At 68.8% G+C, this 23,954-nt stretch carries 16 protein-coding genes; 10 read left to right on the top strand and 6 right to left on the bottom strand.

Translation table 11 applies throughout. The annotated features are described in order from the left end of the window. Nucleotides 1-282 precede the first annotated feature (282 nt). The 3 genes from CFB50_RS29460 to CFB50_RS29450 all read left to right on the top strand — a co-directional run bounded on the left by CFB50_RS29460 (nt 283) and on the right by CFB50_RS29450 (nt 11,615). Nucleotides 283-8,889, top strand: coding sequence for an autotransporter-associated beta strand repeat-containing protein (locus CFB50_RS29460; protein ID WP_089448128.1), 8,607 nt, complete (start codon nt 283-285; stop codon nt 8,887-8,889). A gap of 155 nt (nt 8,890-9,044) precedes the next feature. Next, entirely contained in the window at nt 9,045-11,267 is a 2,223-nt protein-coding gene (locus CFB50_RS29455) for an amylo-alpha-1,6-glucosidase (RefSeq protein ID WP_069252196.1), read from the top strand. A gap of 96 nt (nt 11,268-11,363) precedes the next feature. Further along, nucleotides 11,364-11,615 (top strand): hypothetical protein, encoded by a 252-nt coding sequence (locus CFB50_RS29450; protein ID WP_069252195.1) that lies wholly within the window; start codon nt 11,364-11,366, stop codon nt 11,613-11,615. A gap of 502 nt (nt 11,616-12,117) precedes the next feature. Here CFB50_RS29450 and penR read toward each other — a convergent pair. Then, nucleotides 12,118-13,008 (bottom strand): beta-lactamase transcriptional regulator PenR, encoded by an 891-nt coding sequence (gene penR / locus CFB50_RS29445; RefSeq protein WP_069252194.1) that lies wholly within the window; start codon nt 13,006-13,008, stop codon nt 12,118-12,120. Between the two features lie 128 nt (nt 13,009-13,136). Here penR and blaPEN-bcc point away from each other — a divergent pair, with 128 nt between their 5' ends. After that, complete coding sequence (gene blaPEN-bcc / locus CFB50_RS29440; protein WP_069252193.1) at nt 13,137-14,087, top strand: PEN family class A beta-lactamase, Bcc-type; 951 nt, start codon at nt 13,137-13,139, stop codon at nt 14,085-14,087. A gap of 479 nt (nt 14,088-14,566) precedes the next feature. Here blaPEN-bcc and CFB50_RS29435 read toward each other — a convergent pair whose 3' ends face one another. The 3 genes from CFB50_RS29435 to CFB50_RS29425 form a co-directional block, all read right to left on the bottom strand. Further along, nucleotides 14,567-14,767: a membrane protein gene (locus CFB50_RS29435; protein ID WP_046548390.1), complete on the bottom strand. Its 201-nt coding sequence runs from the start codon at nt 14,765-14,767 to the stop codon at nt 14,567-14,569. A 571-nt stretch (nt 14,768-15,338) separates the two neighbouring features. After that, entirely contained in the window at nt 15,339-15,707 is a 369-nt protein-coding gene (locus tag CFB50_RS29430) for an antibiotic biosynthesis monooxygenase family protein (protein WP_069252192.1), read from the bottom strand. A gap of 35 nt (nt 15,708-15,742) precedes the next feature. Next, nucleotides 15,743-16,189 (bottom strand): MarR family winged helix-turn-helix transcriptional regulator, encoded by a 447-nt coding sequence (locus tag CFB50_RS29425; protein WP_069252191.1) that lies wholly within the window; start codon nt 16,187-16,189, stop codon nt 15,743-15,745. A 176-nt stretch (nt 16,190-16,365) separates the two neighbouring features. Between CFB50_RS29425 and CFB50_RS29420 the strand changes: the two genes are divergently transcribed. After that, nucleotides 16,366-16,872 (top strand): hypothetical protein, encoded by a 507-nt coding sequence (locus CFB50_RS29420; RefSeq protein WP_144020706.1) that lies wholly within the window; start codon nt 16,366-16,368, stop codon nt 16,870-16,872. Between the two features lie 144 nt (nt 16,873-17,016). Here the strand turns inward: CFB50_RS29420 and CFB50_RS29415 are convergent, their stop codons facing one another. Together CFB50_RS29415 and CFB50_RS29410 are read right to left on the bottom strand one after the other, a co-directional pair. Then, complete coding sequence (locus CFB50_RS29415; RefSeq protein WP_069252189.1) at nt 17,017-18,393, bottom strand: ATP-binding protein; 1,377 nt, start codon at nt 18,391-18,393, stop codon at nt 17,017-17,019. Further along, nucleotides 18,390-19,052, bottom strand: a complete 663-nt coding sequence (locus CFB50_RS29410) for a response regulator (RefSeq protein WP_069252188.1) — start codon at nt 19,050-19,052, stop codon at nt 18,390-18,392. The genes CFB50_RS29415 and CFB50_RS29410 overlap by 4 nt, the downstream gene beginning before the upstream one ends. A gap of 231 nt (nt 19,053-19,283) precedes the next feature. Between CFB50_RS29410 and CFB50_RS29405 the strand changes: the two genes are divergently transcribed. The 5 genes from CFB50_RS29405 to CFB50_RS29385 all read left to right on the top strand — a co-directional run bounded on the left by CFB50_RS29405 (nt 19,284) and on the right by CFB50_RS29385 (nt 23,928). Beyond that, on the top strand, nt 19,284-19,637 hold the full coding sequence (locus CFB50_RS29405; protein ID WP_069252187.1) for a YgiW/YdeI family stress tolerance OB fold protein: 354 nt from the start codon (nt 19,284-19,286) through the stop codon (nt 19,635-19,637). Nucleotides 19,638-19,692: 55 nt separating this feature from the next. After that, nucleotides 19,693-20,553 (top strand): MurR/RpiR family transcriptional regulator, encoded by an 861-nt coding sequence (locus CFB50_RS29400; protein ID WP_069252186.1) that lies wholly within the window; start codon nt 19,693-19,695, stop codon nt 20,551-20,553. A gap of 52 nt (nt 20,554-20,605) precedes the next feature. Beyond that, nucleotides 20,606-21,031, top strand: a complete 426-nt coding sequence (locus CFB50_RS29395; RefSeq protein WP_069252185.1) for a GNAT family N-acetyltransferase — start codon at nt 20,606-20,608, stop codon at nt 21,029-21,031. Between the two features lie 193 nt (nt 21,032-21,224). Next, nucleotides 21,225-22,892 carry an ankyrin repeat domain-containing protein gene (locus tag CFB50_RS29390; protein ID WP_069252184.1) on the top strand — a complete coding sequence of 556 codons (1,668 nt, stop codon included), beginning with the start codon at nt 21,225-21,227 and terminating at the stop codon, nt 22,890-22,892. Between the two features lie 175 nt (nt 22,893-23,067). After that, nucleotides 23,068-23,928: an isocitrate lyase/PEP mutase family protein gene (locus CFB50_RS29385; RefSeq protein WP_069252183.1), complete on the top strand. Its 861-nt coding sequence runs from the start codon at nt 23,068-23,070 to the stop codon at nt 23,926-23,928. The last annotated feature ends 26 nt before the right edge of the window (nt 23,929-23,954 follow it).

Here is a 23,954-nt window from a genome sequence, read left to right as displayed (position 1 = left end):
AAAGATCGACTGGAAAAGCCTGTTTTTTTGATATAGCCTTGTCTGACAAAAAGCAGGGCGGTAATCAAATCAACCAGAAAATCGCTGCAGACAAAACAGGGGCCACCGACATGTCATTCGACTAGTTTCACGCCTGCCTGTCAGGGCCAATAAAAGATTCGTCCATGAATTAGCCGACGTCGCATCGCGACAGCCGGGGGGCACGCTTTTGTCCGCAATTTTCTGCGGCCGGCTGTTCGATTTCACGGTAATGCCAATTCCAAAAACATAACGAGGGAAAGCATGAATCTTGCGCGTTCGAAAAAATCCGGCGAACCGTTTCCGAAATTGCTGTTGCCGACGGGTGTTTTCCTGGCGCTGTCCGGCGCCGGTATCGTGCCCGCCTATGCGACCTGTAGCACGGCGGGCACGACGGTGACCTGCTCCGGCGTCGCCAATCCGCTTGCGCCGAGCTATTCGAACAGCGCGAACAATATCCACGCGACCGTCAACCCTGGAGCGAGCGTCGGCGTGCTGCTCGGCGTCGGTGGCACCGCGATGTCGCTCACGGGCAACAATACCCAGCTGACCAACAACGGCACGATCGACCCGTCGGCGCTCGGCTCCGGCCTCGGCGTGCTGTCGAGCGGCACGGTGATCGGCAACGCGGCGGCGAGCGCCGGCACCACCGTCATCAACAACGGCACGATGAACGGCTCGACCGGCGTTGCGATCAGCGGCGTGACGGGCATGGCGCTGTCGGTCCAGAACGGCACGGGCGGCACGTCGACGATCAACAACACCGGCACGATCGGCTCGAACCCGCTGGTCGGCGCGACCCTCACCGGCGCGGATGCGCCCGTGGTCGCCGCATACGGCGGCGCCACGGTCAACATGATGAACAGCGGGACGATCACCGGCCGCGTGTCGCTCGGGTCGAACGGCACGCCCGGGGCGGGCAATACGTTCGTCAACTCGGGCACGATCAACGGCAGCGTGTCGATGGGCGCGAACAGCACGAACGCGTTCACCGCCGTGACGGGCTCGTCGGTCAACACGGCGGGCGGCACCGGGGGCGCACTGAACATCACGGTCGGCCCGATCACGCTCGGTGTCGCGGCGACGGGCACGGTCGACGGCGGCGCGGGCGGTGACAACACGCTCAAGCTGCAACAGGGGGCGGGCGCGAACGGCACGATCGCGGTCAACAACTACATCAACTTCAATCACGTCGATGTCCAGAGCGGCAACTGGACGATCAACGGCGCGTCGACCGCGCAGGACGCGACGCTCGCGGGCGGCGTGGCGATCATCAACAACAACGCGTCGCTCGGCACCGGCACCATCACGGCCACCGGCGGTGCGCTGCAGGCGGGTGCGGTCGGGCTCAACGTCAGCAACAATGTGAGCCTCGGCGCGGGCGGCCTGACGGTGCAAGGTTCGACCGGGCTCACGCTGTCGGGCACGGTATCGGGCGGCGGCGCGCTGACGAAGAACGACAGCGGCACGCTGGCGCTGTCCGGCGCGAACAACTACACGGGCGGCACGAACCTGAACGCGGGCGGTCTCGTGGTCGGCAATAATTCGGCGCTCGGCACCGGTGCACTGAACGTCAACGGCTCGGCCACACTCGACTCGAGTACGAACGCGACGCTCAACAACACCGTCAATCTCGCCACGGGCACGACGCTGACGGTCGGCGGCAGCAACAATCTCGGGCTGGCCGGCAGCATCAACGGCAACGGCGGCCTCGTGAAGAACGGTGCGGCGACCACGACGCTGACGGGCGCGAACACCTACACGGGCGGCACGACGATCAACAGCGGTACGCTCGCGCTGGGCGCGGGCGGCAGCCTCGCGGCGAGCGGTACGGTGAACCTGAGTGGCGCGGGCGCGACGTTCGACCTGAGCGGCGCATCGGGCACGCAGACGGTCGGCGCGCTGGCGGGCGCGGCGGGCACCAACGTGAACCTCGGCGGCAATTCGCTGACGTTGAACGGCAACGGCAATGCGACGTACGCGGGTACGATCGGCGGCTCGGGCGGTGTCACGCTCACGGGTACGGGCACGCAGGCGTTGACCGGCACCAACGTGTACACGGGCGGGACGAACCTGAACGGCGGCAACCTCGTCGTCGGCAGCAATACGGCGCTCGGCCTCGGCGCGGTGAACGTGAACGGCTCGTCGACGCTCGACGCGACCACCAACGTGTCGCTCGCGAACGGTGTCAACATCGCCACCGGCACGACGCTGACACTCGGCGGCAGCACGAATCTCGGCCTGAACGGCACGGTGTCGGGTGGCGGCGGTCTCGTGAAGAACGGCGCGGCGACGGTGACGCTGTCCGGTGCGAACAACTACGCCGGCGGCACGACCCTGAACGCAGGCGGCCTGGTGCTCGGCAACAATGCGGCGCTCGGCACGGGCGCGCTGACCGTCGGCGGCGCGGCGACGCTCGATACGAACACGAACCTGTCGGTCAACAACGCAGTCAACCTCAACACCGGTTCGACGCTGACACTGGGCGGCAGCAATGCCCTCACGCTGAACGGCGGCATCGCCGGCGCGGGCGGTCTCGTGAAGGACGGCGCGGCAACGACGACGTTGACGGCCGCGAACACCTACACGGGCGGCACGACGATCAACGCGGGCACGCTGGCGATCAGCGGGGGCGGCAGCCTCGCGGCGACCGGCGCGATGAACCTGGCCGGCGCGGGTGCGACGCTCGACGTGAGCGCCGCGACCGGTGCACAGTCGATCGGTGCGCTGTCCGGTGTCGCCGGGACGAACGTCGCGCTGGGCGGTAACGCGCTGACGCTGGGCGGAACCGCCAGCGGCACCTTCAGCGGCGCGATCGGCGGCACCGGCAGCCTGACGCTGGCGGGCAGCGGCACGCAGACGCTGAACGGCGCGAGCACCTACTCGGGCGGCACGAACCTGAGCGGCGGCAGCAGCGTGGTGCTCGGCAACAATGCGGCGCTCGGCACGGGGGCGCTCAACGTCGCAGGCACGGCGACGCTCGACACGAACGCGAGCCTGTCGGTCGCCAACGCGGTCAATCTTGGCAACGGTTCGTCGCTGACGCTCGGTGGCAGCAATGCGCTCGCACTGAGTGGCGGCATTTCCGGCGCGGGCGGTCTCGTGAAGAACGGCCCGGCGACCACGACACTCACGGGCGCGAACACCTACACGGGCGGCACGACGATCAACGCGGGCACGCTGGCGGTGGGCGCGGGCGGCAGCCTGGCGGCGACGGGCGCGGTGAACCTGGCAGGCGCGGGCGCGGCGCTCGACCTGGGCGCGGCGACCAGTGCCCAGACGATCGGCGCGCTGTCGGGTGTCGCGGGGACGACCGTCAACATGGGCGGCAACGGGCTGACGCTGGGCGGGACCGCCAGCGGCACCTTCGGCGGCGTGATCGGCGGGACGGGCAGCCTGACGCTGGCCGGTACCGGCACGCAGACGCTGAACGGCGCGAACGTCTATACGGGCGGCACGAACCTGAATAGCGGCGGCCTGGTGCTCGGCAACAACGGAGCGCTCGGCGGCGGCGCGCTGAACGTCGGCGGCGCGGCGACGCTCGACACGAGCGCGAGCCTGTCGGTCAACAACGCGGTCGATCTCGGCACCGGCGCGACGCTGACGCTCGGCGGCAGCAACGCGCTCACGTTGAACGGCGGCATCACCGGCGCGGGTGCCCTCGTGAAGAACGGCGCGGCGACGACGACGCTGACGAGCGCGGCCAACTACACGGGCGGCACGACGATCAACGCGGGCACGCTGGCGCTCGGTGCCGGCGGCAGCCTGGCGGCGACAGGCGCGGTGAACGTGGCCGGCGTGGGCGCGACACTCGACCTGAGCGGCGCGACGGGCGCACAGACGATCGGCGCACTGAGCGGCGTCGCCGGTTCGGCCGTGAGCCTCGGCGCGAACGGCCTGACGGTGAGCGGGACCGCCAGCGGCAATTTCGGCGGCACGATCGGCGGCACCGGCGGCCTGACCGTGGCCGGCACGGGCACGCAAACGCTGTCCGGCACGAACACGTATACGGGCGGCACGACGATCAACGGCGGCAGCACGCTGGCGCTCGGCGCGGGCGGCAGTCTCGCGTCGACCGGCACCGTGAACCTCGCCGGCACGGGCGCGACGTTCGACCTCGGTGGTGCTTCGGGTGCGCAGACGCTCGGCGCGCTGACCGGGGTGGCCGGCACGAACGTGAATCTCGGCGCGAATGCGCTGACGTTGAGCGGCAACGGCAACAACACGTTCGGCGGTGCAATCGGCGGCACCGGTGGCGTGACGTTCGCGGGCACGGGCACGCAAACGCTGACGGGGGCGAACACGTACACGGGCGGCACGACGGTCGGCGCCGGCGGCACGCTGGCGCTCGGGGCGGGCGGCAGCCTGGCTGCAACGGGTGCGGTGAATCTCGCCGGCGCGGGCGCGACGTTCAATCTGAGCGGCGCATCGGGCCCGCAGACGATCGGCGCGTTGAACGGCGCGGCCAATACGAATGTGGATCTGGGCGCGAACGGGCTGACGCTGAGCGGCACCGCCAGCGGTACGTTCGGCGGCGCGATCGGCGGTACGGGCGGCGTGACGTTCGCGGGCACCGGTACGCAGACGCTGACGGGTGCAAATACGTATACAGGCGGCACGACGATCGACGCCGGCAGCACGCTCGCGCTGGGCGCGGGCGGCAGCCTCGCGTCGGGTAGCGCAGTGAACCTGGCCGGCACGGGCGCGACGTTCAACCTGAGCGGCGCATCGGGCCCGCAGATACTCGGCACGCTGAGCGGTATCGACGGCACGAGCGTGAACCTGGGCGCGAATGCGCTGACGCTGAACGGCAGCACCAACGGCACGTTCGGCGGCGTGATCGGCGGTACGGGTGGCGTGACGTTCGCGGGTACCGGCACGCAGACGCTGACGGGCGCGAATACGTATACGGGCGGCACGACCATCAATGGCGGCAGCACGCTGGCGCTCGGTGCGGGTGGCAGTCTCGCGTCGGGCAGCGCGGTGAATCTCGCGGGCGCGGGTGCGACGTTCAACCTGAGCGGCGCATCGGGCTCGCAGACGATCGGCGCGTTGAACGGCGCGGCCAATACGAACGTGGACCTCGGCGCGAACGGGCTGACGTTGAGCGGGACCGCCAGCGGCACGTTCGGTGGTGCGATCGGCGGCACCGGGGGCGTGACGTTCGCGGGCACGGGCACGCAGACGCTGACGGGGGCGAACACGTACACGGGCGGCACGACGATCGACGCCGGCAGCACGTTGGCGCTGGGCGCGGGCGGCAGCCTCGCGTCGGGCAGCGCGGTGAATCTCGCCGGCACGGGCGCGACGTTCAACCTGAGCGGCGCATCGGGCCCGCAGATACTCGGCACGCTGAGCGGCATCGGCGGCACGAACGTGAACCTGGGTGCGAATGCGCTCACGTTGAACGGCAGCACCAACGGCACGTTCGGCGGCGTGATCGGCGGCACCGGTAGCGTGACGTTCGCGGGTACCGGCACGCAGACGCTGACGGGCGCCAATACGTACACGGGCGGCACGACGATCAACGGTGGCAGCACGTTGGCGCTGGGCGCGGGCGGCAGCCTCGCGTCGGGCAGTGCGGTGAATCTGGCCGGCACGGGTGCGACGTTCAACCTGAGCGGCGCATCGGGCTCGCAGACGCTCGGCACGCTGTCCGGCGGCGCAGGCACGAACGTGAATCTCGGCGCGAATGGGCTCACGCTGAACGGCAGCGGCAACAACACGTTCGGCGGCACGATCGGCGGCACCGGTAGCGTGACGTTCGCGGGCGCCGGCACGCAGACGCTGACGGGCGCGAATACCTACACGGGCGGTACGACGATCAACGGCGGCAGCACGTTGGCGTTGAGTGCGGGCGGCAGCCTCGCATCGGGCAGCACGGTGAATCTGGCCGGCTCGGGTGCGACGTTCGACGTGAGCGGCGCGACAGGCGCGCAGACACTCGGCGCGTTGAACGGCGCGGGCGGCACGAACGTGAACCTCGGCGGCAACGCACTGACGTTGAACGGAAGCGGCGGGACGTTCGGCGGCACGATCGGCGGCACGGGCGGCGTGACGTTCGCGGGCGCCGGCACGCAGACGCTGACGGGCGCGAACACCTACACGGGCGGCACGACCATCAACGGCGGCAGCACGCTGGCGCTTGGCGCGGGCGGCAGCCTCGCATCGGGCAGTGCGGTGAATCTGGCCGGCACGGGGGCGACGTTCAACCTGAGCGGCGCATCGGGACCGCAGACGCTCGGCACGCTGTCCGGCGGCACCGGCACGAACGTGAACCTCGGCACGAATGCGCTCACGCTGAACGGCGCCGGCAACAACACGTTCGGCGGCGTGATCGGCGGCACCGGCGGCGTGACGTTCGCGGGTACCGGCACGCAGACGCTGACGGGCGCCAATACGTACACGGGCGGCACGACCATCAACGGCGGCAGCACGCTGGCACTCGGCGCAGGCGGCAGTCTCGCGTCGGGCAGCGCGGTGAATCTCGCCGGCACGGGGGCGACGTTCAACGTGAGCGGCGCGACGGGCGCGCAGACGATCGGTGCGTTGAGCGGCGGCGCCGGCACGAACGTGAACCTCGGCACGAATGCGCTCACGCTGAACGGCACCGGCAACGGCACGTTCGGCGGCGTGATCGGCGGCACGGGCGGCGTGACGTTCGCCGGCACCGGCACGCAGACGCTGACGGGCGCGAACACCTACACGGGCGGCACGACGATCAACGGCGGCAGCACGCTGGCGCTCGGCGCGGGCGGCAGCCTCGCGTCGACCGGCGCGGTGAACCTCGCGGGCGCGGGTGCGACGTTCGATGCGAGCGGCGCGACAGGCGCGCAGACGATCGGCACGTTGAACGGCGCGGCCGGCGCGAGCGTCAATCTCGGCGCCAATGCGCTGACGTTGAACGGGAGCGGCAACGGCACGTTCGGCGGGACGATCGGCGGCACGGGCGGCGTGACGATCGCCGGCACCGGCATCCAGACGCTGACGGGCGCGAACACGTACACGGGCGACACCACGATCGCGGCCGGTGGCGCGCTGCAACTGGGCAACGGCGGCACGTCGGGCAGCATCGCCGGCAATGTCGTCGACAACGGCGCGCTGATCGTCAATCAATCCGGCGACGTGACGATCGCAAGCGTACTGTCCGGTGCGGGTTCGCTCACGCAGGCCGGCAGCGGGCAACTGACGTTGACGGGCACCAGCACGCTGAGCGGCCCGACCACGGTCAGCGCGGGCACGCTTGCCGTCAACGGGTCGCTCGGCCAGTCGACCGTGACCGTGCAGAACGGTGCGACGGTCACGGGCACCGGCACGATCGGCGGCCTCGTGGTGCAGGGTGGCGCGACGGCGGCCGCGTCGCAGCCGGGCGCGGCGCTGAACGTGGGCGGCAACGTCACGTTCCAGCCGGGCTCGACGTTCCAGGTCGCGGCCTCGCCGCAGCAAAGCGGCAGTCTCGCGGCAAGCGGCACGGCGACGCTGAACGGCGGCACCGTGCAGGTGCTCGCGAACCAGAGCGGCTACCAGCCGAGCACGACCTATACGATCCTCTCCGCAGGGTCGGGCGTGCAGGGCACGTTCAGCCAGGTGAATGCGAACTACGCGTTCCTCGCGCCGACGCTCAGCTACGATCCGGATCACGTGTACCTGCGGCTGGTCTCGAACGGTACCGCGTTTCCCGATGTCGCGACGACGCCGAACCAGCGCTCGGTCGCGGCCGCGCTCGGCGGGCTCGGCGCCGGCAATCCGCTGTACGACGCCGTGGTGACGACCGATGCGACGACCGCACGCCGCGCCTACGGGCTGCTCGACGGCGAACTGCAGGCGAGCCTGAAGAGCATGCTGCTGCTCGACAGCCGCTATGTGCGCGACGCGGTGACGGATCGTGTCCGCCAGGGCCTCGCGCCGGGATCGGGCCCGCTCGCGGCGCTGTCGTCGGGTGGCGCGGCCTTGTGCGGTGACAACACGGCCGGCGCGGTCGACCCGACGCTGCCGCCGGAACGCCGGATCGGCTCGCGCGACGGCTGCTACGGCGGCACGCCTTACCAGCCGGTCGTCTGGGGGCAGGCGTTCGGCGGCCGCAGCCGGCTCACCGGCGACGGCAACGCGTCGACGGTCAACCGCAGCATGACGGGCTTCATCGCCGGTGCCGACATGGCGCTCAACGACAAGTGGCGTGCGGGCCTGGCCGCAGGCGTCACGCACAGCTCGCTCGACAACGACCAGAGTTCGTCGGCGTCGGTGAACAGCTACTACCTGTCGCTGTACGGCGGCGCGCAGTACGGCGCGCTCGGCGTGCGCGGCGGCGCGTCGTACACGTGGTACCGCATCAACAGCGACCGTTCGCCGGGCTTCGCGGGCTTCTCCGATCACGATTCGGCCGGCTACGACGCGAATTCGGCGCAGGTATTCGGCGAAGTCGGCTACGCGCTGCCGGTCGGGCCCGTGGCGATCGAACCGTTCGCGGGCCTCGCGTATGTGAACCTGCATACCGACGGCTATACGGAAACCGGTGGCGCGGCCGCGCTGCGCGCCGGCGGCGAGACGACGCACGTCGGCTTCTCGACCCTCGGCGTGCGCGCGGCGTCGCAGCTCGGCTCGATCGCGAGCGGCACGTTCACCGCGCGCGGGACGGTCGGCTGGCGGCATGCGTTCGGCAACGTGACGCCGTCGTCGGCGTTCACGTTCGCGAACGGCGGCACGTCGTTCCAGGTATCGGGCGTGCCGATTGCTCGCGACAGCGCCGTGCTCGAGGCCGGCATCGACGCGAACATCACGAAGCGCCTGACACTCGGCCTCACGTACAGCGGCCAGTATGGCAGCGGCGTGCGCGACAACGCGATACTCGGCAACATCCTGTGGAAGTTCTGAACGACTACTGATGTGCCTGAACGCGACGCCCTGCGGCGACGGCAACGTCGCACGGCGTCGCGGCTTTTTCCTCGCTGCGCACGTTCCCCGTTCTGTCCTATCCTGTGCGAAACACGCGACGCGCCGCGCGTTGCGGACCCGACACAGGAGCATCGATGCCGAATCACGCTGAAGCCACGACGACCCAGGCGCCGCAAGTCGCGCCTGTTGCCCCGATCTCACCGACGGGCCCCGCTTTCATCGCGCCCGAAGCCGATCCGCAGGCACTGGCGCGCAACAACCAGTACGTGCTGAAATCCGGCGACGCGTTCGTGGTCAGCGACGCGCTCGGCGACATCGGCGGTCACGACGACGGCCTGTTCGTCGACGACATGCGCGTGCTGTCGACGTGGCGCCTGACCTTCGGCGGCCGCGCGCCGTCGCTGCTGTCGGGCGCGACGAGCGCCGACAACGCGTCGTTCACCGCCCACCTGACGAACCGTCCGCTGCCGCCGCTCGGGGGCCACGAGACGCCCGAGGGCGTGATCCACATCGAGCGGATGCGCGTGCTCGCGGGCGACGTGCTTTACGAAGCGCTGACGCTGACGAACTACGGCGCGATCGAAGCCGAGGTGCCGCTGTCGCTGTCGTTCGCAGCCGATTTCAAGGACATGTTCGAGGTGCGCGGCACGCAGCGCCCGAAGCGCGGCGCCGTGGCGGCGCCGCGCGTCGACGCGGGCGCGGTGCGGCTGCGCTATGACGGCCTCGACAGCGTCGAGCGCAACGTGACTGTGCATTTCTCGCCGGCGCCCGATGCGCTGTCGGTCGATCGTGCCGATTACACGCTGACGATCGCCGCGCAGGCCTGCGTGTCGATCTACCTGACCGTCGACGCGACGCTCGGCCCGGTGCATGCGGAAGGGCCGGGATGCGGCCGCGTCGCGCTGCGCACCGCGCTCGTCGGCGTGCACCGCGAGATGCGCGCGCGGCGCGAATCGATGGCGCGCGTGAACACCGGCAATCCGCTGTTCGATGCGTGGCTCGACCGCTCGCTCGCGGATCTCGGGCTGCTCACGACGCAGCTCGACACGGGGCCGTACCCGTACGCGGGCATTCCGTGGTTCTCGACGCCGTTCGGCCGCGACGCGGTGATCACGTCGCTGCAGATGCTGTGGCTGCAGCCGTCGCTCGCGCGCGGCGTGCTGCGGTTCCTGGCCGAGCACCAGGCGCGCGAAACTTCCGCATTCCGCGACGCGGAGCCCGGCAAGATCATGCACGAGTTCCGCCGCAGCGAGATGGCCGCGACGGGCGAGGTGCCGTTCGCGCTGTACTACGGCGGGGTCGATACGACGCCGCTGTTCATCGTGCTCGCGGGCGCCTATGTCGAACGCACCGGCGACGATGCGCTGATCGACGAGCTGTGGCCCGCGCTCGAGCGCGCCGCGCAATGGGTGATCGACAAGTGCGACCGCAATCCTTACGGACTGCTCGATTACCAGCGCACGTCGGAGCGCGGCCTCGCGAACCAGGGCTGGAAAGACAGCCACGATTCGGTGTTCCACGCGGACGGCCGTTTCCCGGACGGGCCGATCGCGCTCGTCGAGGTGCAGGCGTATGCGTGCGCGGCGCTCGATGCGATGTCGATGTGCTCGCACCGGCGCGGCCACGCGGCCGATGCCACGCGCTATGCGTTGCGCGCGAAGACGCTGCGCGAGCAGGTCGACGCGCTGTTCTGGATGCCGGAAGGCGATTTCTACGGTATCGCGCTCGATGGTCATGGCGACCTGTGTCGCGTGTTCGCGTCGAACGCGGGCCACCTGCTCGCATTCGGGCTGCCCGACGCCGAGCGCGGCGCGGCGGTCGCCGGCGTGCTCGGCTCGGCGCTGTTCCAGACGGGTTGGGGCATCCGCACGCTCGCGGCCGGCCAGCCGCGCTTCAACCCGATGGCGTATCACAACGGCTCGGTGTGGCCGCACGACAATGCACTGATCGCGCGCGGGCTGGCGCGCTACGGTGACAAGACCGCCGCGGTGAACCTGCTGCGCGCGCTGTTCGAGGCGGCGGTGAGCTTCGAGATGCGCCTGCCTGAACTGTTCTGCGGGTTCCCGCGCCGGCGTGGTGAACCGCCGACCGCGTATCCGGTGGCCTGCCTGCCGCAGGCGTGGGCGGCCGGTGCGCCGTTCATGATGCTGCAGGCCTGCCTCGGCGTGAGCATCGACGCATCGCGCCACGAGGTGCGCGTCGAGCGCCCGACGCTGCCGGAAGGCGTCGACTGGCTGCGGATCGATGCGTTACGCGTCGGTGACGAAACCGTGTCGCTCACGTTCCGCCGTGTCGACGGCCAGGTCGTCGCGTCGGCGGAACAGCCGGGCCGCGTGAAGGTGGTCGCGGTGTTGTAGCGCGGCGCTGCGCGAACGTTGCGCGATGTCGCGCCACGTTCGCGTGCAGCGGCATAGAATCGTGACATGACCCTTGAACGATGGCGGAGGTAGACGATGACGACCGACAACCGGCCCGACGACAACGAACACAAGCTCGAGAATCTGGAAGCGGCGGTCGACCACCTGCACAAGTCGATCGAATCGCAGAGCATCGCGGTCGGCGCGGCGAAGGGCATCCTGTTCAGCCTGATCGAAACGCTCGGTGCGCTGATCGGCGATCCCGACCTGCCCGAGCATGCGCGCTCGGGTTACGAGGCGCTGCGCGACAAGGCGAGCGAATTGCGCGGCGGGCTCGACCGGCATTGATGCCGGGATGGCCCCGGCCCCGGCGCTTGCCGCTCGGGCCGCGCCGGGGCTGCCCGATTCTGTAGACGAAGCACAAAACCCCGTGCGCTCAAGGAGTTAGGTGGCCGGTGCGCAGGATATCCACAAGCTTGCCAACACAATCTGTGGAGAACCGTCCGGCCCCGAGCCAGGGTGCGGCGCGGGCCGTGCGAAAGCGCCGGCGCTGCCACAGGGTTGACCTCGCAAGGTCCGCGTATTGAATCCCCTTTTGTATCAGGATGTTACGCGCCGCATTGGAAGGATATCCACAGGCTTGCCAACAAATTCTGTGGACAACTCGCAATCGATTGCGTCGTGACAGTTGAGGATCGGCCTGCCCGGGGCCGGCTCGCGACGCCCGTGAACAGAGGCTGCCCGATGTCTGCGTCGGCACGCTAATTCGTGCGCGATCAAGGGCTTAGGCCCCGGGTACCCAGGATATCCACATCCTTGCCAACACTTTCTGTGGACAAGCCGGGCCGCGTCATTCGGCCTGCGCCGTCGCGGCCGCCTCGCCCACGATCCAGTCGCGAAAGAGCGTCATTGCCGGCGTGAGCGGTTTCGACTTCAACGAAGTGAGCCAGTAGCCGCCGGCGCGCACGTCGATGTCGAGCGGCCGCACGAGCAGGCCGAGCTGCAGTTCGCGCGCGAACATGCACGCCGGTGCGAGCGCGACGCCCGCGCCCTGCATCGCGGCCTCGACCATCAGCCGCGACGAATCGAACACGGGCCCGTTGACCGCCCACGGCGCAAGCTGCGCGGCATCGAACCAGCCGTGCCATTCGTCGGTGCGGTACGAGCGCAGCAGCGTTTCGTTCGCGAGATCGGCCGGTTGCGCGAGGCGTCGCGCGATGTCCGGCGCGCACAGCGCGGTGAGCGGCGCGTCGAGCAGGCGCTCGTTGCGCGTGGTCGGCCAGTTGCCTTCCCCGAAGCGGATCGCGAAGTCGAGGCCCTCTGCGGCCAGGTCGACGACGTTGTTGTTGGTCCGCATCCGCAGCTCGACGAACGGATGCGTGTCGCCGAACTGCTTCAAGCGCGGCATTAGCCAGCCTAGGGCAAACGTGCCGACGACGCCGAGTGTCAGCACCTCGTGGAAGCGCCCGCCGTCGAACTGCTTGAGCACGGTCTCGATGCGGCTGAACGCGTCGCTGAGCACCGGCAGCAGCGCGCGCCCCTCGTCGGTGAGCCCGAGGCCGCGCGGCAGCCGTGTGAACAGCGTGCAGCCGAGCCGCTCCTCCAGCGAGCGCACCTGCTGGCTGACCGCGGCCTGGGTCACGCTCAGCTCCAGGCCGGCGCGGGTGAAGTTCAGGTGGCGCGCCGACGATTCGAACGCGCGCAGCGCATTGAGCGGAAGATGAGGGCGGAGCTTCGTCATAAGAATTTCTTTTGTCAGCGCTCAATTATCGTTGCTTGTCAGGCAACCGTAAAGTCCTGATAGTGCTGTCTCGCCGGCCGGCCGCGTTCAACACCCTTTCGCTCACATTCCACCACGAGACAACCGACATGACCTACTCATCGAAACGTCGAACCCTGTTGCTGGCTGCTGCGACGGCGCCGCTTGCATTGACCGTCGCCGCGTGCGCGTCGCGGCAGACTGCTGCACCGGACCCGTCGTCGAGCGACGCCGCCGCCGCGGTCGGGGCAGCCACGGCAGCCTCGCGCGATGCCGAGACGTTCGATGCGCTGGCCGAGCTCGAACGCAGCGCGGGCGGCCGCCTCGGCGTGTGCGCGATCGACATCGCGAGCGGCCGGCGCGTGGAGCATCGCCAGAACGAGCGCTTCCCGTTCTGCAGCACGTTCAAGGCGATGCTGAGCGCGGCAGTGCTGGCGCAGAGCGTCGATCGACCGGCGTTGCTGCAAAAGCGCGTGAGATACACCAAGGCCGACCTCGTCAACTATTCGCCGGTGTCGGGCAAGCATGTCGACGACGGCATGACGGTCGCCGCGCTGTGCGAGGCCACGATCCAGTACAGCGACAACTCGGCCGCGAACCTGCTGATGAAGCTGCTCGGCGGCCCGTCGGCGGTGACGGCCTATGCGCGCTCGATCGGCGACGACACGTTCAGGCTCGATCGATGGGAGACCGAACTGAATACCGCGCTGCCGGGCGACCCGCGCGACACGACGACGCCGGCCGCGATGGCCGCGAGCATGCGCGTGCTGATGGTCGGCGAGGCGCTGCCGGCCGCGCAGCGTGCGCAGCTCGTCGCGTGGATGCGCGGCAACAAGGTCGGCGACAAGCGGCTCCGTGCGGGCGTGCCGGCCGGGTGGACGGTCGGCGACAAGACGGGCACCGGCGACTACGGGACGACCAACGACGCGGGTGTCATGTGGTCGCCGTCGGGTGCGCCGGTCGCGCTGGCCGTGTACTACACGCAGGCGCGTGCCGATGCGCGCGCGAAGGACGACGTGATCGCGTCGGTCGCACGCATCGTGGTCCGGGCATTCGGTTGAGGCGGGCGGCACGACGTGCGTGACGCGATCCGCGTGCATGCCGTGCCGCAACCGTGACCCGCGTGATCAAACGTTGTGCGATCAACGACTTAGGTCACGCATGCTCAGGATATCCACATGCTTGCCAACAAAAATTGTGGACAAGCCCGCGCGCGGCCGCATCCGGCGTGGCGCGGGCCGCCGTGCCGCATTTGAGGCGGCACGGACAAAGTCTTATGGATCAAGCGCTTGGCGTTGGTATGCGCAGGCTATCTACACGCTTGCCAACACAATCTGTGGACAAGCCGGTCCGCACGCACGGATGGCGCTCGGTCATGCGGCGAATGGGCGTGCGGGCGGCACTTTCCCGGCCGCGTGCCGCATTTGAAGCGGCGCGGACAAAGTCTTTCGGATCAAGCGCTTGGTCGCGGTATGCGCAGGCTATCCACATGCTTGCCAACAAAATCTGTGGACAAGCCATGCGGCCGCGGTGGCGACAGTCAGGGCTGCCGATCGTCGACGGTGGGCCAGCGCGCGAACGCGAACACCCACAACATGATGAAGTTCAGGACCGGGACGAACATCGTCAGGATCCACCAGCCCGAATGCCCGGTGCGCCGAACGATGCGGACGTACGGATAGATGACGACGGCGACCAGCACGAGTGAGACGACCAGCTGCCACGCGGTGAAGTGTTCCATGGTCTTCCTCGGAGTGAGGTGTCGTGGTGCGGCGCCGGCGGAACGGCCGGCCCGTTGAGCCGTCGCGCGAAGCCGGCGATGCGCGGCCGCTTGCGGCTCGCGTGATCTTGACGCGTGGCGTGCGCGAGCGTCAAGGTGACGGTGAGGCGCTGCTGTCGCGCGGGATCGTGCGCTTGCGCGCAGGCCGGGGCCGTAGGGTGCCGCAACCGTGACGCCGTGCATGAAACGTCGTGCGATCAACGGGTTAGCGCAGGCTTGCGCAGGATATCCACAAGCTTGCCAACAAAATCTGTGGGTAAGTGGCGCCGCGCATGGCGGGCACGTGTGCGCCGACTGCGGCGCGCATCGTCGTGGCGTCGTGATGCGAAGTGCGGCGAAGCGGTGTAGGCGATGGCCGTCACCGGGCCTCGTCTGCATCACGCGTGCCAAAGTCCGTCGGATCAAGGGCTTAGCGTTGCGGTGCGCAGGATATCCACAAGCTTGCCAACATTTTCTGTGGAGAAGTCCGGGTGCGCGAGCGACGCGCGACACGCCCGCCAATGCCACGCGTTGCCCCGATTCCCGCGTGCACTCACGCGGTGCAGATACCGGCCACGCCGACTTTCTGGAACAGGTGCGGGCTCGCGACGGCGGACGACGGATAGGCCGACAGCTTGGCGACGAACTCGGGATGCGTGAAGGCCGCGCGAAATGCTTCGGTCGATTCCCAGATCGCGTAGTTCAGGTAAGTTGGACTGTCGCCGAGCGCGCGATGCAACTGGGTCGAGATGAATCCCGGCTGCCGCTTCATGAATTCGGCGTCGTCCTTCCACGCGGCGAGAAAGTCCGCTTCGTCGGCGGCGGCCAGCGTGAACACGTTGACGAGGACGACCGGCTCAGCGTCGATGGCGATCTGTTGCTGGATCGGAAAGGCCGGATCCATCGGTTTGAAATGAGGCATGCGAACTCCTTTGGGTGAGCGGGGTGATTGAACGTTCACGTCGATGTATCGGCGCCATGCGCACGGGACATCGCCGACAGCACGCGGATCGCCGCATCCAGGTCAGCCGAACTGAAATCGCCGGCGATGTCGCGGACATGCTGTTGCCACTGCCCGACCACGGCCTGATAGGCCGCCTCGCCGCGTGGCGTCAGCGCGTACAAAGGGGAACGCTTGTGTGCCGGATTGGGTAGCGACTCAACCAGCCCTTCGTCGGTCAGCACGTTGATCTGCTTCAGCACCGCCTGCCGCGTGATGCCCATCGCGTCGGCGATCTGCGGGATGTTCGGGGCTTCCGGCGCCAGCGAGATGGCGCCCAGCACCTGCCAGCGCGCACTGGTCAGGCCATGCGGCCCGGCAAAGGTGTTGCCCCATTCGATCAGCAGGCCGTTCAACCGGAATACGGACAGCGCGACGGTGGTCAACTTCGCGGATTTCGTCATGTTCGATACGCAGGATGAATTGACAACTACTTTACGTATTGGACAACTGGTTGTCAATTTGGCGATTGACCGTCACGGAGCGAGGCCGGGTAGGTAAACTGGCGATGCGATCCGGCACCGGTAACATTTGCCGCGCCGGATGGCAGGCCAACAATAAAGAACCTGGAGAGAAATCAGTGAGAACGAGCTGGAAATCGATCGCCGTGCCGTTGATGGCGGCGGTATGCGGCACGAGTGCGCATGCCTGTCAGCCGGCCTACCGTCACACCGAGTATTTCGGCGAGCGCGCCTACCTGAGCGAACAAATTCGCGACAAGGTGCTCGACGACATCCGTGCCAATCACTACACCGTCATCGAGCCGCAAATCGGCTTGCTGTTCTATCCGATCGTCAGAAAGGGCAACGCGATCTACCTCGGCAACCAGCCGATCGCGACGGAGAAGGACTCGTTCTGGTATCTCGGGCACGGCTATTACCAGTTGAACGGCCAGCTCTATTACATGGGCGAGCGAGTCGGTGCGAATCCGAACGGAGGCACCGTCGTCGTTCATGTCGAGGATCGCACGCGCCCCAGGCCGGACGACTATCCGAAGGGGCGACTGTATTGCCGTGTCGAGCATCACGCCAGCATCCTCGAAACCTCGACCGGCCTGCGGATCGAGCGAATCGTTGACGACAACTGAGGCGGGTGCGTAGCTGACCCGGCCGGGCGCATTTGCCGCGCACGACTGGCAAACCCTTTCGGATCAAGGGCTTGGTGTCGTTAATGGAAGGTTGTCCACAAGCTTGCCAACACAATCTGTGGAAAAGCCGTGCGTCGCGCGGCGTCAGGCCGGCAGCGGAAAGCGCACCGTGACGGTCAGCCCGCGTCCGCCGTGCGTCGTGCTGAGCGCGACCGTCGCGCGATGCTGCTCGGCGATCCGCTTGACGATCGACAACCCGAGCCCGCTGCCCGACGACGTGACGGCCTGTGCGCCTTCACCGCGATAGAAGCGTTCCCACACGTCGGTGCGCTCGGCTTCCGGGATCCCGGGGCCGTCGTCGGCGACTTCGAGCACGGGCGTCGTGCCGTCGATCCGCGCGGACACATCGACGCGCGCACCGTCGCCCGCGTAGCGGATCGCGTTGTCGACGAGGTTGTTCAGCAGTACGCGCAACGTGTCCGCGTTGCCCGACGTCATCACCGGTGTCGACACGATCGCGCCGAGATCGATCCGGTGCGCGTCGGCGACGCGCGTGCGATCCGATACCACCGACCGGCACAGCGCGGCGAGATCGACGGGGGCCGACGCGGAGGCGGCCGCCTGCGCATCGGGTTCGAGGCGCGCGAGCGTCAGCAACTGCTCGGCAAGGTGGCCGAGGCGTGTCGTGCCTGCATGGATCTGCGCGAGGATGTGCTCGCGCTCTTCGGCGGTCGCCGCGCGCCGCAGCAACTGCGACTGGATCGACAGCCCCATGATCGGGGTGCGCAACTCGTGCGCGGCATCGGCGATGAAGTGGCGCTGCAGCGTGAACGAGCGGTCGAGGCGTGCGAGCAGGTCGTTGATCGCTTCGGCGAGCGGTCGGACTTCGTTCGGCATCGCGCCGACGTCGACCGGTTCCAGATTGTTCGCATTCCTGCGTTTGAGGCCGGATGCGATCGTGCGCAGCGGCCGCAACCCCGCGCCGATGCCGAACCACAGGCCGATCGCGAGCAGCGGCAGCATCGAGAACACGGGCCACAGCAGGTGTACGGCGATGCCCGCGATCGCTTCCCATCGTGCATGACGTGCCTGCGCGAGCCGGATCGTCGTGCCGCCGCGCTCGGTGACATAGGTGCGCCACGGCTGGCCGCCGACGTCGACGCTCGCGATGCCTTTCTGCTCGGGCGGCGGCAGTTTCGAATCGCGGTCGGTCGAATACACGAGCGTGCCGTTGCGCCAGACCTGCAGCAGCACGGCGTCGGGGTCGCTCGCTTCGAAGCCGTGCTTGCCGTTGGCATGGTTGCTGAACGACAGCTCGCCGTTCGGGCCGACGACGATCTGCTTCGACATGCTGCGCATCTGGTCGTCGAGCAGGTCGTCGAGCTCGCGCAGTGCGCCCCAGTAGGTGCCCGCGCTCGCGACGAGGCCGATCACGCATGCGGCCGGCAGCAGCCACGTCAGCAGGCGCCGCCGCAGCGACGCGTTGCGCCAGCGCGCGATCGCCCGTTGCATGTGCGTCATGCGCCGTCACCGATCCGGTAGCCGACGCCGCGCACCGTGCGGATCGTGTCGTGGCCGAGCTTCTTGCGCAGGTTGTGGATATGCACCTGCACGGCGTTGCTCTCGATTTCCTCGCCCCAGCTGTACAGGCGCTCCTCGAACTGCTCGCGCGAAATCACCGCGCCCGGGTCGCGCATCAGCTCGTGCAGCAGCACGAACTCCTTCGGCGACAGCGGCACTTCGTCGTCGTTGAGCCAGACGAGGTGCTTGACGGGGTCGAGCCGCAGCGGGCCGATCACGAGGGTCGTCTGCGCGCGGCCCGCATGTCGGCGGTTCACGGCGCGGATCCGGGCGAGCAATTCGTCGAGCTCGAACGGCTTGACGAGATAGTCGTCGGCGCCGCTGTCGAGACCCGCGATGCGGTCGGGCACGCCGTCGCGCGCGGTGATGATGATCGCGGGGAGGGTTTCGTCGCGGCGGCGCAGCGCGGCGAGCACCGACAGGCCGTCGCGGTTCGGCAGCCCGAGATCGAGCAGCAGCAGGCCGTAGCCGGTCGCGCGCAGCGCGAGCGACGCGGCGTCGCCGTCCTTCACCCAGTCGACCGCGAAGCCTTCCTGTTTGAGGCCCTGTTCGAGCCCGCTGCCGATCAGCGGATCGTCCTCGACGAGCAATACGCGCATGAATTGGTGTCTCTTCAACGGGGCGCCGTGGCACCCGGGGTTCCCATGATAAGCGCCCCCGTCTTAGGCGGACCTTAAATGCGGGCGGCGCGCGGCGGGCTTTCGTACGTGTCTGGTGCGGCACCGTGTCACTTCGGCACGACCTTCAGGCTTGCTTAATCTTACGGTCCGTAATCTGGGCCGTCGCGTTCAACGGAGCGCGGCATCCCATCGAAGAAGAGGAACGAGATCATGAAACACCTGGCCAGAATCCTGACGGTCGCGCTCGCCACGCTGCCTGCCGCCGTCTACGCGCAATACACGGGGCCCTCCGCGCTGACCACGACCACCGTGAAGGAACTGCTCGCGAACGGCAAGGACGACCAGCACGTGCAGTTGCAGGGCCGCATCGTCAAGCATGTCGGCGGCGAGGATTACGAATTCGCCGATGCGACCGGCACGATCCGCGTCGAGATCGACCACAAGCTGTGGGCGGCCGGCCAGCCCGTCAGCGACAAGAACGAAGTGAAGGTGACCGGCGAATTCGAGCGCAAATGGTCGGGCCGCGTGAAGGTCGACGCCGATCACATCGAAGTGCTGCGCTGACCGGTGCGCGCGGGGCCGGTGATACCATGGACGACCGGTTCCCGTTCCCACCAAGATGGCCGCCAATTTCGACGAACTCGCGTCCCGGATCCGGGCGCAATTTTCCGAGCTGAGCCCGCAATTCCAGGCGGGCGCTGCCTTCCTGCTCGATCACCCCGACGAAGTCGCCACCTCGTCGATGCGCAAGGTCGCCCAGCGCGCGCAGGTGCAGCCCGCATCGCTCGTGCGGCTCGCGCAGCAATTCGGTTTCCCCGGCTGGAACGAGCTGCGCGATCTGTGCGTGGCACGCGTGCGCACGCGCCCCGAGCCGCTCACGCAGCGGGCGCGCTCGCTCGTGCGGCCCGACGCGAGAGCGTCGCTCGCGCACGACCTGCTCGCCGCGCAACAACACAACCTGTCGGCCACCGCCGCGCAGAACGAGCACGCGCTCGCCGATGCCGCGAAACTGATCCGCAAGGCGTCGCACGTGCACGTCGCAGGGTTTCGCTCGTGCTATCCGGTCGCGTTCGGCTTCGTGTACGGCTACCGGCTGTTCCGTCCGACCGTGTCGCTGCTCAATGGCGTCGCCGGTTCGCTCGAGATGGAGCTGCGCACGATCGCGAAGCAGAGCGTGACCATCGTCGTCAGCTTCGCGCCGTATTCGCAGGAAGCGACGCGCGTCGCGCAGGCCGCGAAGGCGCAGGGCAGCCGGATCGTCGCGATCACCGACAGCGCGGTGTCGCCGATCGCACTGCACGCGGATGCGCAACTGATCTTCACGCACGACAGCCCGTCGTTCTTCCCGTCGCTGGTCGCCGCGCATGCGATGGCCGAAGCGCTGGTCGCGCAGTTGCTGGCGCTCGAAGGCGGCGATGCGATCGCCGCGCTCGAGCGCACGGAAGCGGAACTGCACGCGAAGGGCGCTTACGTCGTTTGACGCGGTTCGCGCGGCGCCCCTTCCTCATTCAGGATTCAAGCGGATTCAACCGATGACGTTCACATACGAGGTGACGGACGCGGGCGACGCGAACGTTCGCAAGCAGATCGTCGCGCCGCTCATCCGGTTCAACGAAAGCCGGGCGGGCCCGATCGATGCCCGGCCGCTGGCCGTGGTCGTGACCGATGGCGAGGGTGCGGTGGTCGGTGGCCTGTGGGGCAGCACGGCGTACGGCTGGCTGCATGTCGACCTGCTCGTGGTGCCCGAGGCCGCGCGCGGCCAGGGCGCGGGTACGCGCATCATGGATCTGGCCGAGGCGGAGGCCGTTGCGCGCGGCTGCCACGGCGCATGGCTCGACACGTTCGACTTCCAGGCACGGCCGTTCTACGAGAAACGCGGCTATGTCCGCTTCGGCGAGCTGCCGGATTATCCGGTCGGACATTCGCGCATTTTCCTGACGAAGACGCTCGCGGGCTGAGTGCCGCCGCCGCAGGGCGCGGCGCGGTTGACGACGTCGCCGGCCGTCGCCTAGGATACCGGGCAGCGATGCAGGTCGCTTCCGGGTCCGCGGAAAGGGTTGAACCCACCTGTCGCAGCGAATTCAGCTTTCCCCCTGTCCTTTGTGCTGGCGGTATTGCGGACCTTCGGCCATTCACTGCACGAGGATTCGCATGAAAAAGCTGCCTCCCAAGGCCAATCCCGATCATCTGAAAAAGCAGGCCAAGGCATTGTTGCGCCTGTACCGGCAAGGTGACGCCGATGCCGTCGCGCGCTTTGTCCGGTTTCTTCCTGCCGCCGCGAACGACACGCACGACGAAGCGCTCGCGCTCGGGCTTCGGCTGCATGACGCGCAATCCTGCGTCGCGCGCGAGTACGGCTTTGCGTCATGGGCCGATCTCGGCGCGTTCGTCGAAACGCATGCGCTGGCGGGGCAACAGCGTTCGCAACTGATCCGGCGCTGGCTCGACCTGGCGTACGGCGGCGACGTGACCGGCGGCGACGGCGCGCCCCGGCCGCGCGTCGCCGCGCAATTGCTGCTCGACCATCCGGATCTCGTCGCGGTCGATTCGACCGTCGCGTGCGCGGCTGGCGATCTCGACGCCGTGCAGGCGGCGCTGGCCGCCGATCCGGGCTGGATCGCGCGTGCCGGCGGCGCGCTGAAGCTGCCGCCATTGGTCGCCGTCACGCATTCGCGGCTCGGGCAGCTTCCCGAGTTTGCCGCCAGGCTGCGCGCCTGCGCGCGTCTTCTGCTCGATGCCGGCGCCGATCCGAACCAGCGGCTCGGCAACCGGCTTGCGCCGGCCTCGCTCGCCGAACCCGACGAAGCGGGGCCGCTGTCGGCGCTGTACGGCGCGGCGGGCGTCAATCGCGATCCGGTTCTCACCGCGATGCTGCTCGAAGCCGGCGCCGACCCGAACGACGGCGAATCGCTGTATCACTCGGTGGAGAATCCGGCTTGCACGCGCGTGCTGCTCGAACACGGCGCGCGGGTGGGCGGGACGAATGCGTTGCGGCGCGCGTTCGACATGCGCGACGCGGATGCGCTCGAACTACTGCTCGCGCATGGCGGCGACCCGAACGAGCCGCCCGGCGCGGGGCTCGCGCAGACCTGGGGCGCGCCGTTGTTGCGGGCGATCGGCGTGCGCTGCTCGGCACGCCACGTCGCCGCGCTGCTGGCGGCCGGCGCCGATCCCGGCGCGCAAACGCCGACCGGTGTCAGCGCCTACCGGCTGGCGATGCAGACCGGGCTGTCCGACGTCGCGGCCTTGTTGCGTGCGGCCGGCGCGGAGGAGGCGCTCGACGCGGCGGACGCGTTCGTGGCGGCCTGTGCGCGCGCCGATGCCGACGAGGCGCGGCGCATCCAGGCGCGGCATCCCGAACTGCCCGACGCGCTGCCCGCTGAACGGCTGCGGTTGCTGCCGGACGCCGCCGCGTGGGGTTCGGGCGACGCGGTGAAGGTCATGGTCGAACTGGGCTGGCCGATCGCCGCGCGGGGCGGCGACTGGGACGCGAGCGCGCTGAATCACGCGGTGTTCCGCGGCGACGCGGACTTGCTGGCGTTCCTGCTCGCGCACGGCGCGAACTGGCGCGACCTGCACGGGTTCGGGAGCGACGCGCTCGGCACGTTGTCGTGGGCATCCGTCAACGAACCGGAGCAGATTGGCGCGGCCGACTGGGAGGCTTGCGCGCGGGTGCTGCTCGCGCACGGCGTGCCGCACGCCACGCGGGACCCGTCGAATCCGGACGACGTGCTGATCGACGGCCGCGCGATGCGCTTCTCCGACGCCGTCACCGACGTGTTGCTCGGCATCGACGGCGGGCCGACCGCCTCGATCTGAACGACCGTGGGCCGGCGACGGGCAGGCGGCGGCGCCGGCCCGCTCGTTGCCGGCGGCTGGCGTCCAGTCGGCGTGCCGGGTTTTCCCGGTCGCGCGACGACATTTCGGCGAACGCTGAAACGTCGCGTGCACGACCGGCGTAAGCTCGGTCGTCAACTTCCTTCCGGAGTCCGCGATGACCCGTTCCGACCTGCAAGCCCGCCAAGCCGAAGCCTTCCGCGCACTGCATGCGCGTCCCGGCGCCTTCATCATCCCGAACCCGTGGGATGCCGGCACCGCGCGCCTGCTCGCGATGGCCGGCTTCGAGGCGCTCGCGACCACGAGTGCCGGCTACGCGTTTTCGAAAGGGCAGCCCGACAACGCGATCGACCGCGACGCGATGCTCGATCACATCGCCGAAATCGTCGCCGCGGGCGGCCTGCCGGTCAGCGCGGACCTGGAGAACGGCTTCGGCGACGCGCCCGACACGGTGGCCGAGACGATCCGGCTCGCGGCCGAGGCCGGCGCGGTGGGCGGCTCGATCGAGGACGCGACGGGCCGCGCCGACGCGCCGATCTACGCACGCGAAGCGGCGATCGAGCGTATCGCGGCGGCCGTCGACGCGGCACGCGCGCTGCCGTTCCCGTTCACGCTGACGGCGCGCTGCGAAAACTACCTGCATGGCCGCCACGACCTCGCCGACACGATCGCGCGGCTCGTCGCCTATCGCGACGCGGGCGCCGACGTGCTGTACGCGCCGGGCATCACCGATGCGGACGACATCGCGGCGGTGACGCAGGCGGTCGGCGCGCCCGTGAACGTCGTGATGGGGCTGCAGGGCGGATTGCTGAGCCTCGACGCGCTGGCGGCGCTCGGCGTGAAGCGCGTAAGCGTCGGCGGCGCGCTGGCGCGGGCCGCGCTCGGCGCCTTTCTGCGCGCGGCGAAGGAGATGGCGCAGGACGGCACGTTTACGTTTACGCAAGCTGCCGTGCCCGGGCGCGATATCAACCGCTGGTTTGCGTCACCCGATAATTCGCCGGTTTTGTTCGGGGAATGAGCGCAGATAAATGGTGGGATCGTTTC

The organism is Burkholderia sp. AU33423, from assembly GCF_002223135.1.
GTDB lineage: Bacteria > Pseudomonadota > Gammaproteobacteria > Burkholderiales > Burkholderiaceae > Burkholderia > Burkholderia lata_D.
Note: the sequence above shows the minus strand (reverse complement) of the source record. Positions and strands in the feature narration are given on the sequence as shown.

Coding starts and splice junctions, on each gene's coding strand:
- CFB50_RS29385 (WP_069252183.1), top strand. CDS start 23,068: ATGACCCGTTCCGACCTGCAAGCCCGCCAAGCCGAAGCCTTCCGCGCA.
- CFB50_RS29430 (WP_069252192.1), bottom strand. CDS start 15,707: ATGCCTCATTTCAAACCGATGGATCCGGCCTTTCCGATCCAGCAACAG.
- CFB50_RS29435 (WP_046548390.1), bottom strand. CDS start 14,767: ATGGAACACTTCACCGCGTGGCAGCTGGTCGTCTCACTCGTGCTGGTC.
- CFB50_RS29425 (WP_069252191.1), bottom strand. CDS start 16,189: ATGACGAAATCCGCGAAGTTGACCACCGTCGCGCTGTCCGTATTCCGG.
- CFB50_RS29405 (WP_069252187.1), top strand. CDS start 19,284: ATGAAACACCTGGCCAGAATCCTGACGGTCGCGCTCGCCACGCTGCCT.
- CFB50_RS29450 (WP_069252195.1), top strand. CDS start 11,364: ATGACGACCGACAACCGGCCCGACGACAACGAACACAAGCTCGAGAAT.
- CFB50_RS29400 (WP_069252186.1), top strand. CDS start 19,693: ATGGCCGCCAATTTCGACGAACTCGCGTCCCGGATCCGGGCGCAATTT.
- CFB50_RS29455 (WP_069252196.1), top strand. CDS start 9,045: ATGCCGAATCACGCTGAAGCCACGACGACCCAGGCGCCGCAAGTCGCG.
- CFB50_RS29395 (WP_069252185.1), top strand. CDS start 20,606: ATGACGTTCACATACGAGGTGACGGACGCGGGCGACGCGAACGTTCGC.
- CFB50_RS29410 (WP_069252188.1), bottom strand. CDS start 19,052: ATGCGCGTATTGCTCGTCGAGGACGATCCGCTGATCGGCAGCGGGCTC.
- CFB50_RS29460 (WP_089448128.1), top strand. CDS start 283: ATGAATCTTGCGCGTTCGAAAAAATCCGGCGAACCGTTTCCGAAATTG.
- CFB50_RS29415 (WP_069252189.1), bottom strand. CDS start 18,393: ATGACGCACATGCAACGGGCGATCGCGCGCTGGCGCAACGCGTCGCTG.
- blaPEN-bcc (WP_069252193.1), top strand. CDS start 13,137: ATGACCTACTCATCGAAACGTCGAACCCTGTTGCTGGCTGCTGCGACG.
- penR (WP_069252194.1), bottom strand. CDS start 13,008: ATGACGAAGCTCCGCCCTCATCTTCCGCTCAATGCGCTGCGCGCGTTC.
- CFB50_RS29390 (WP_069252184.1), top strand. CDS start 21,225: ATGAAAAAGCTGCCTCCCAAGGCCAATCCCGATCATCTGAAAAAGCAG.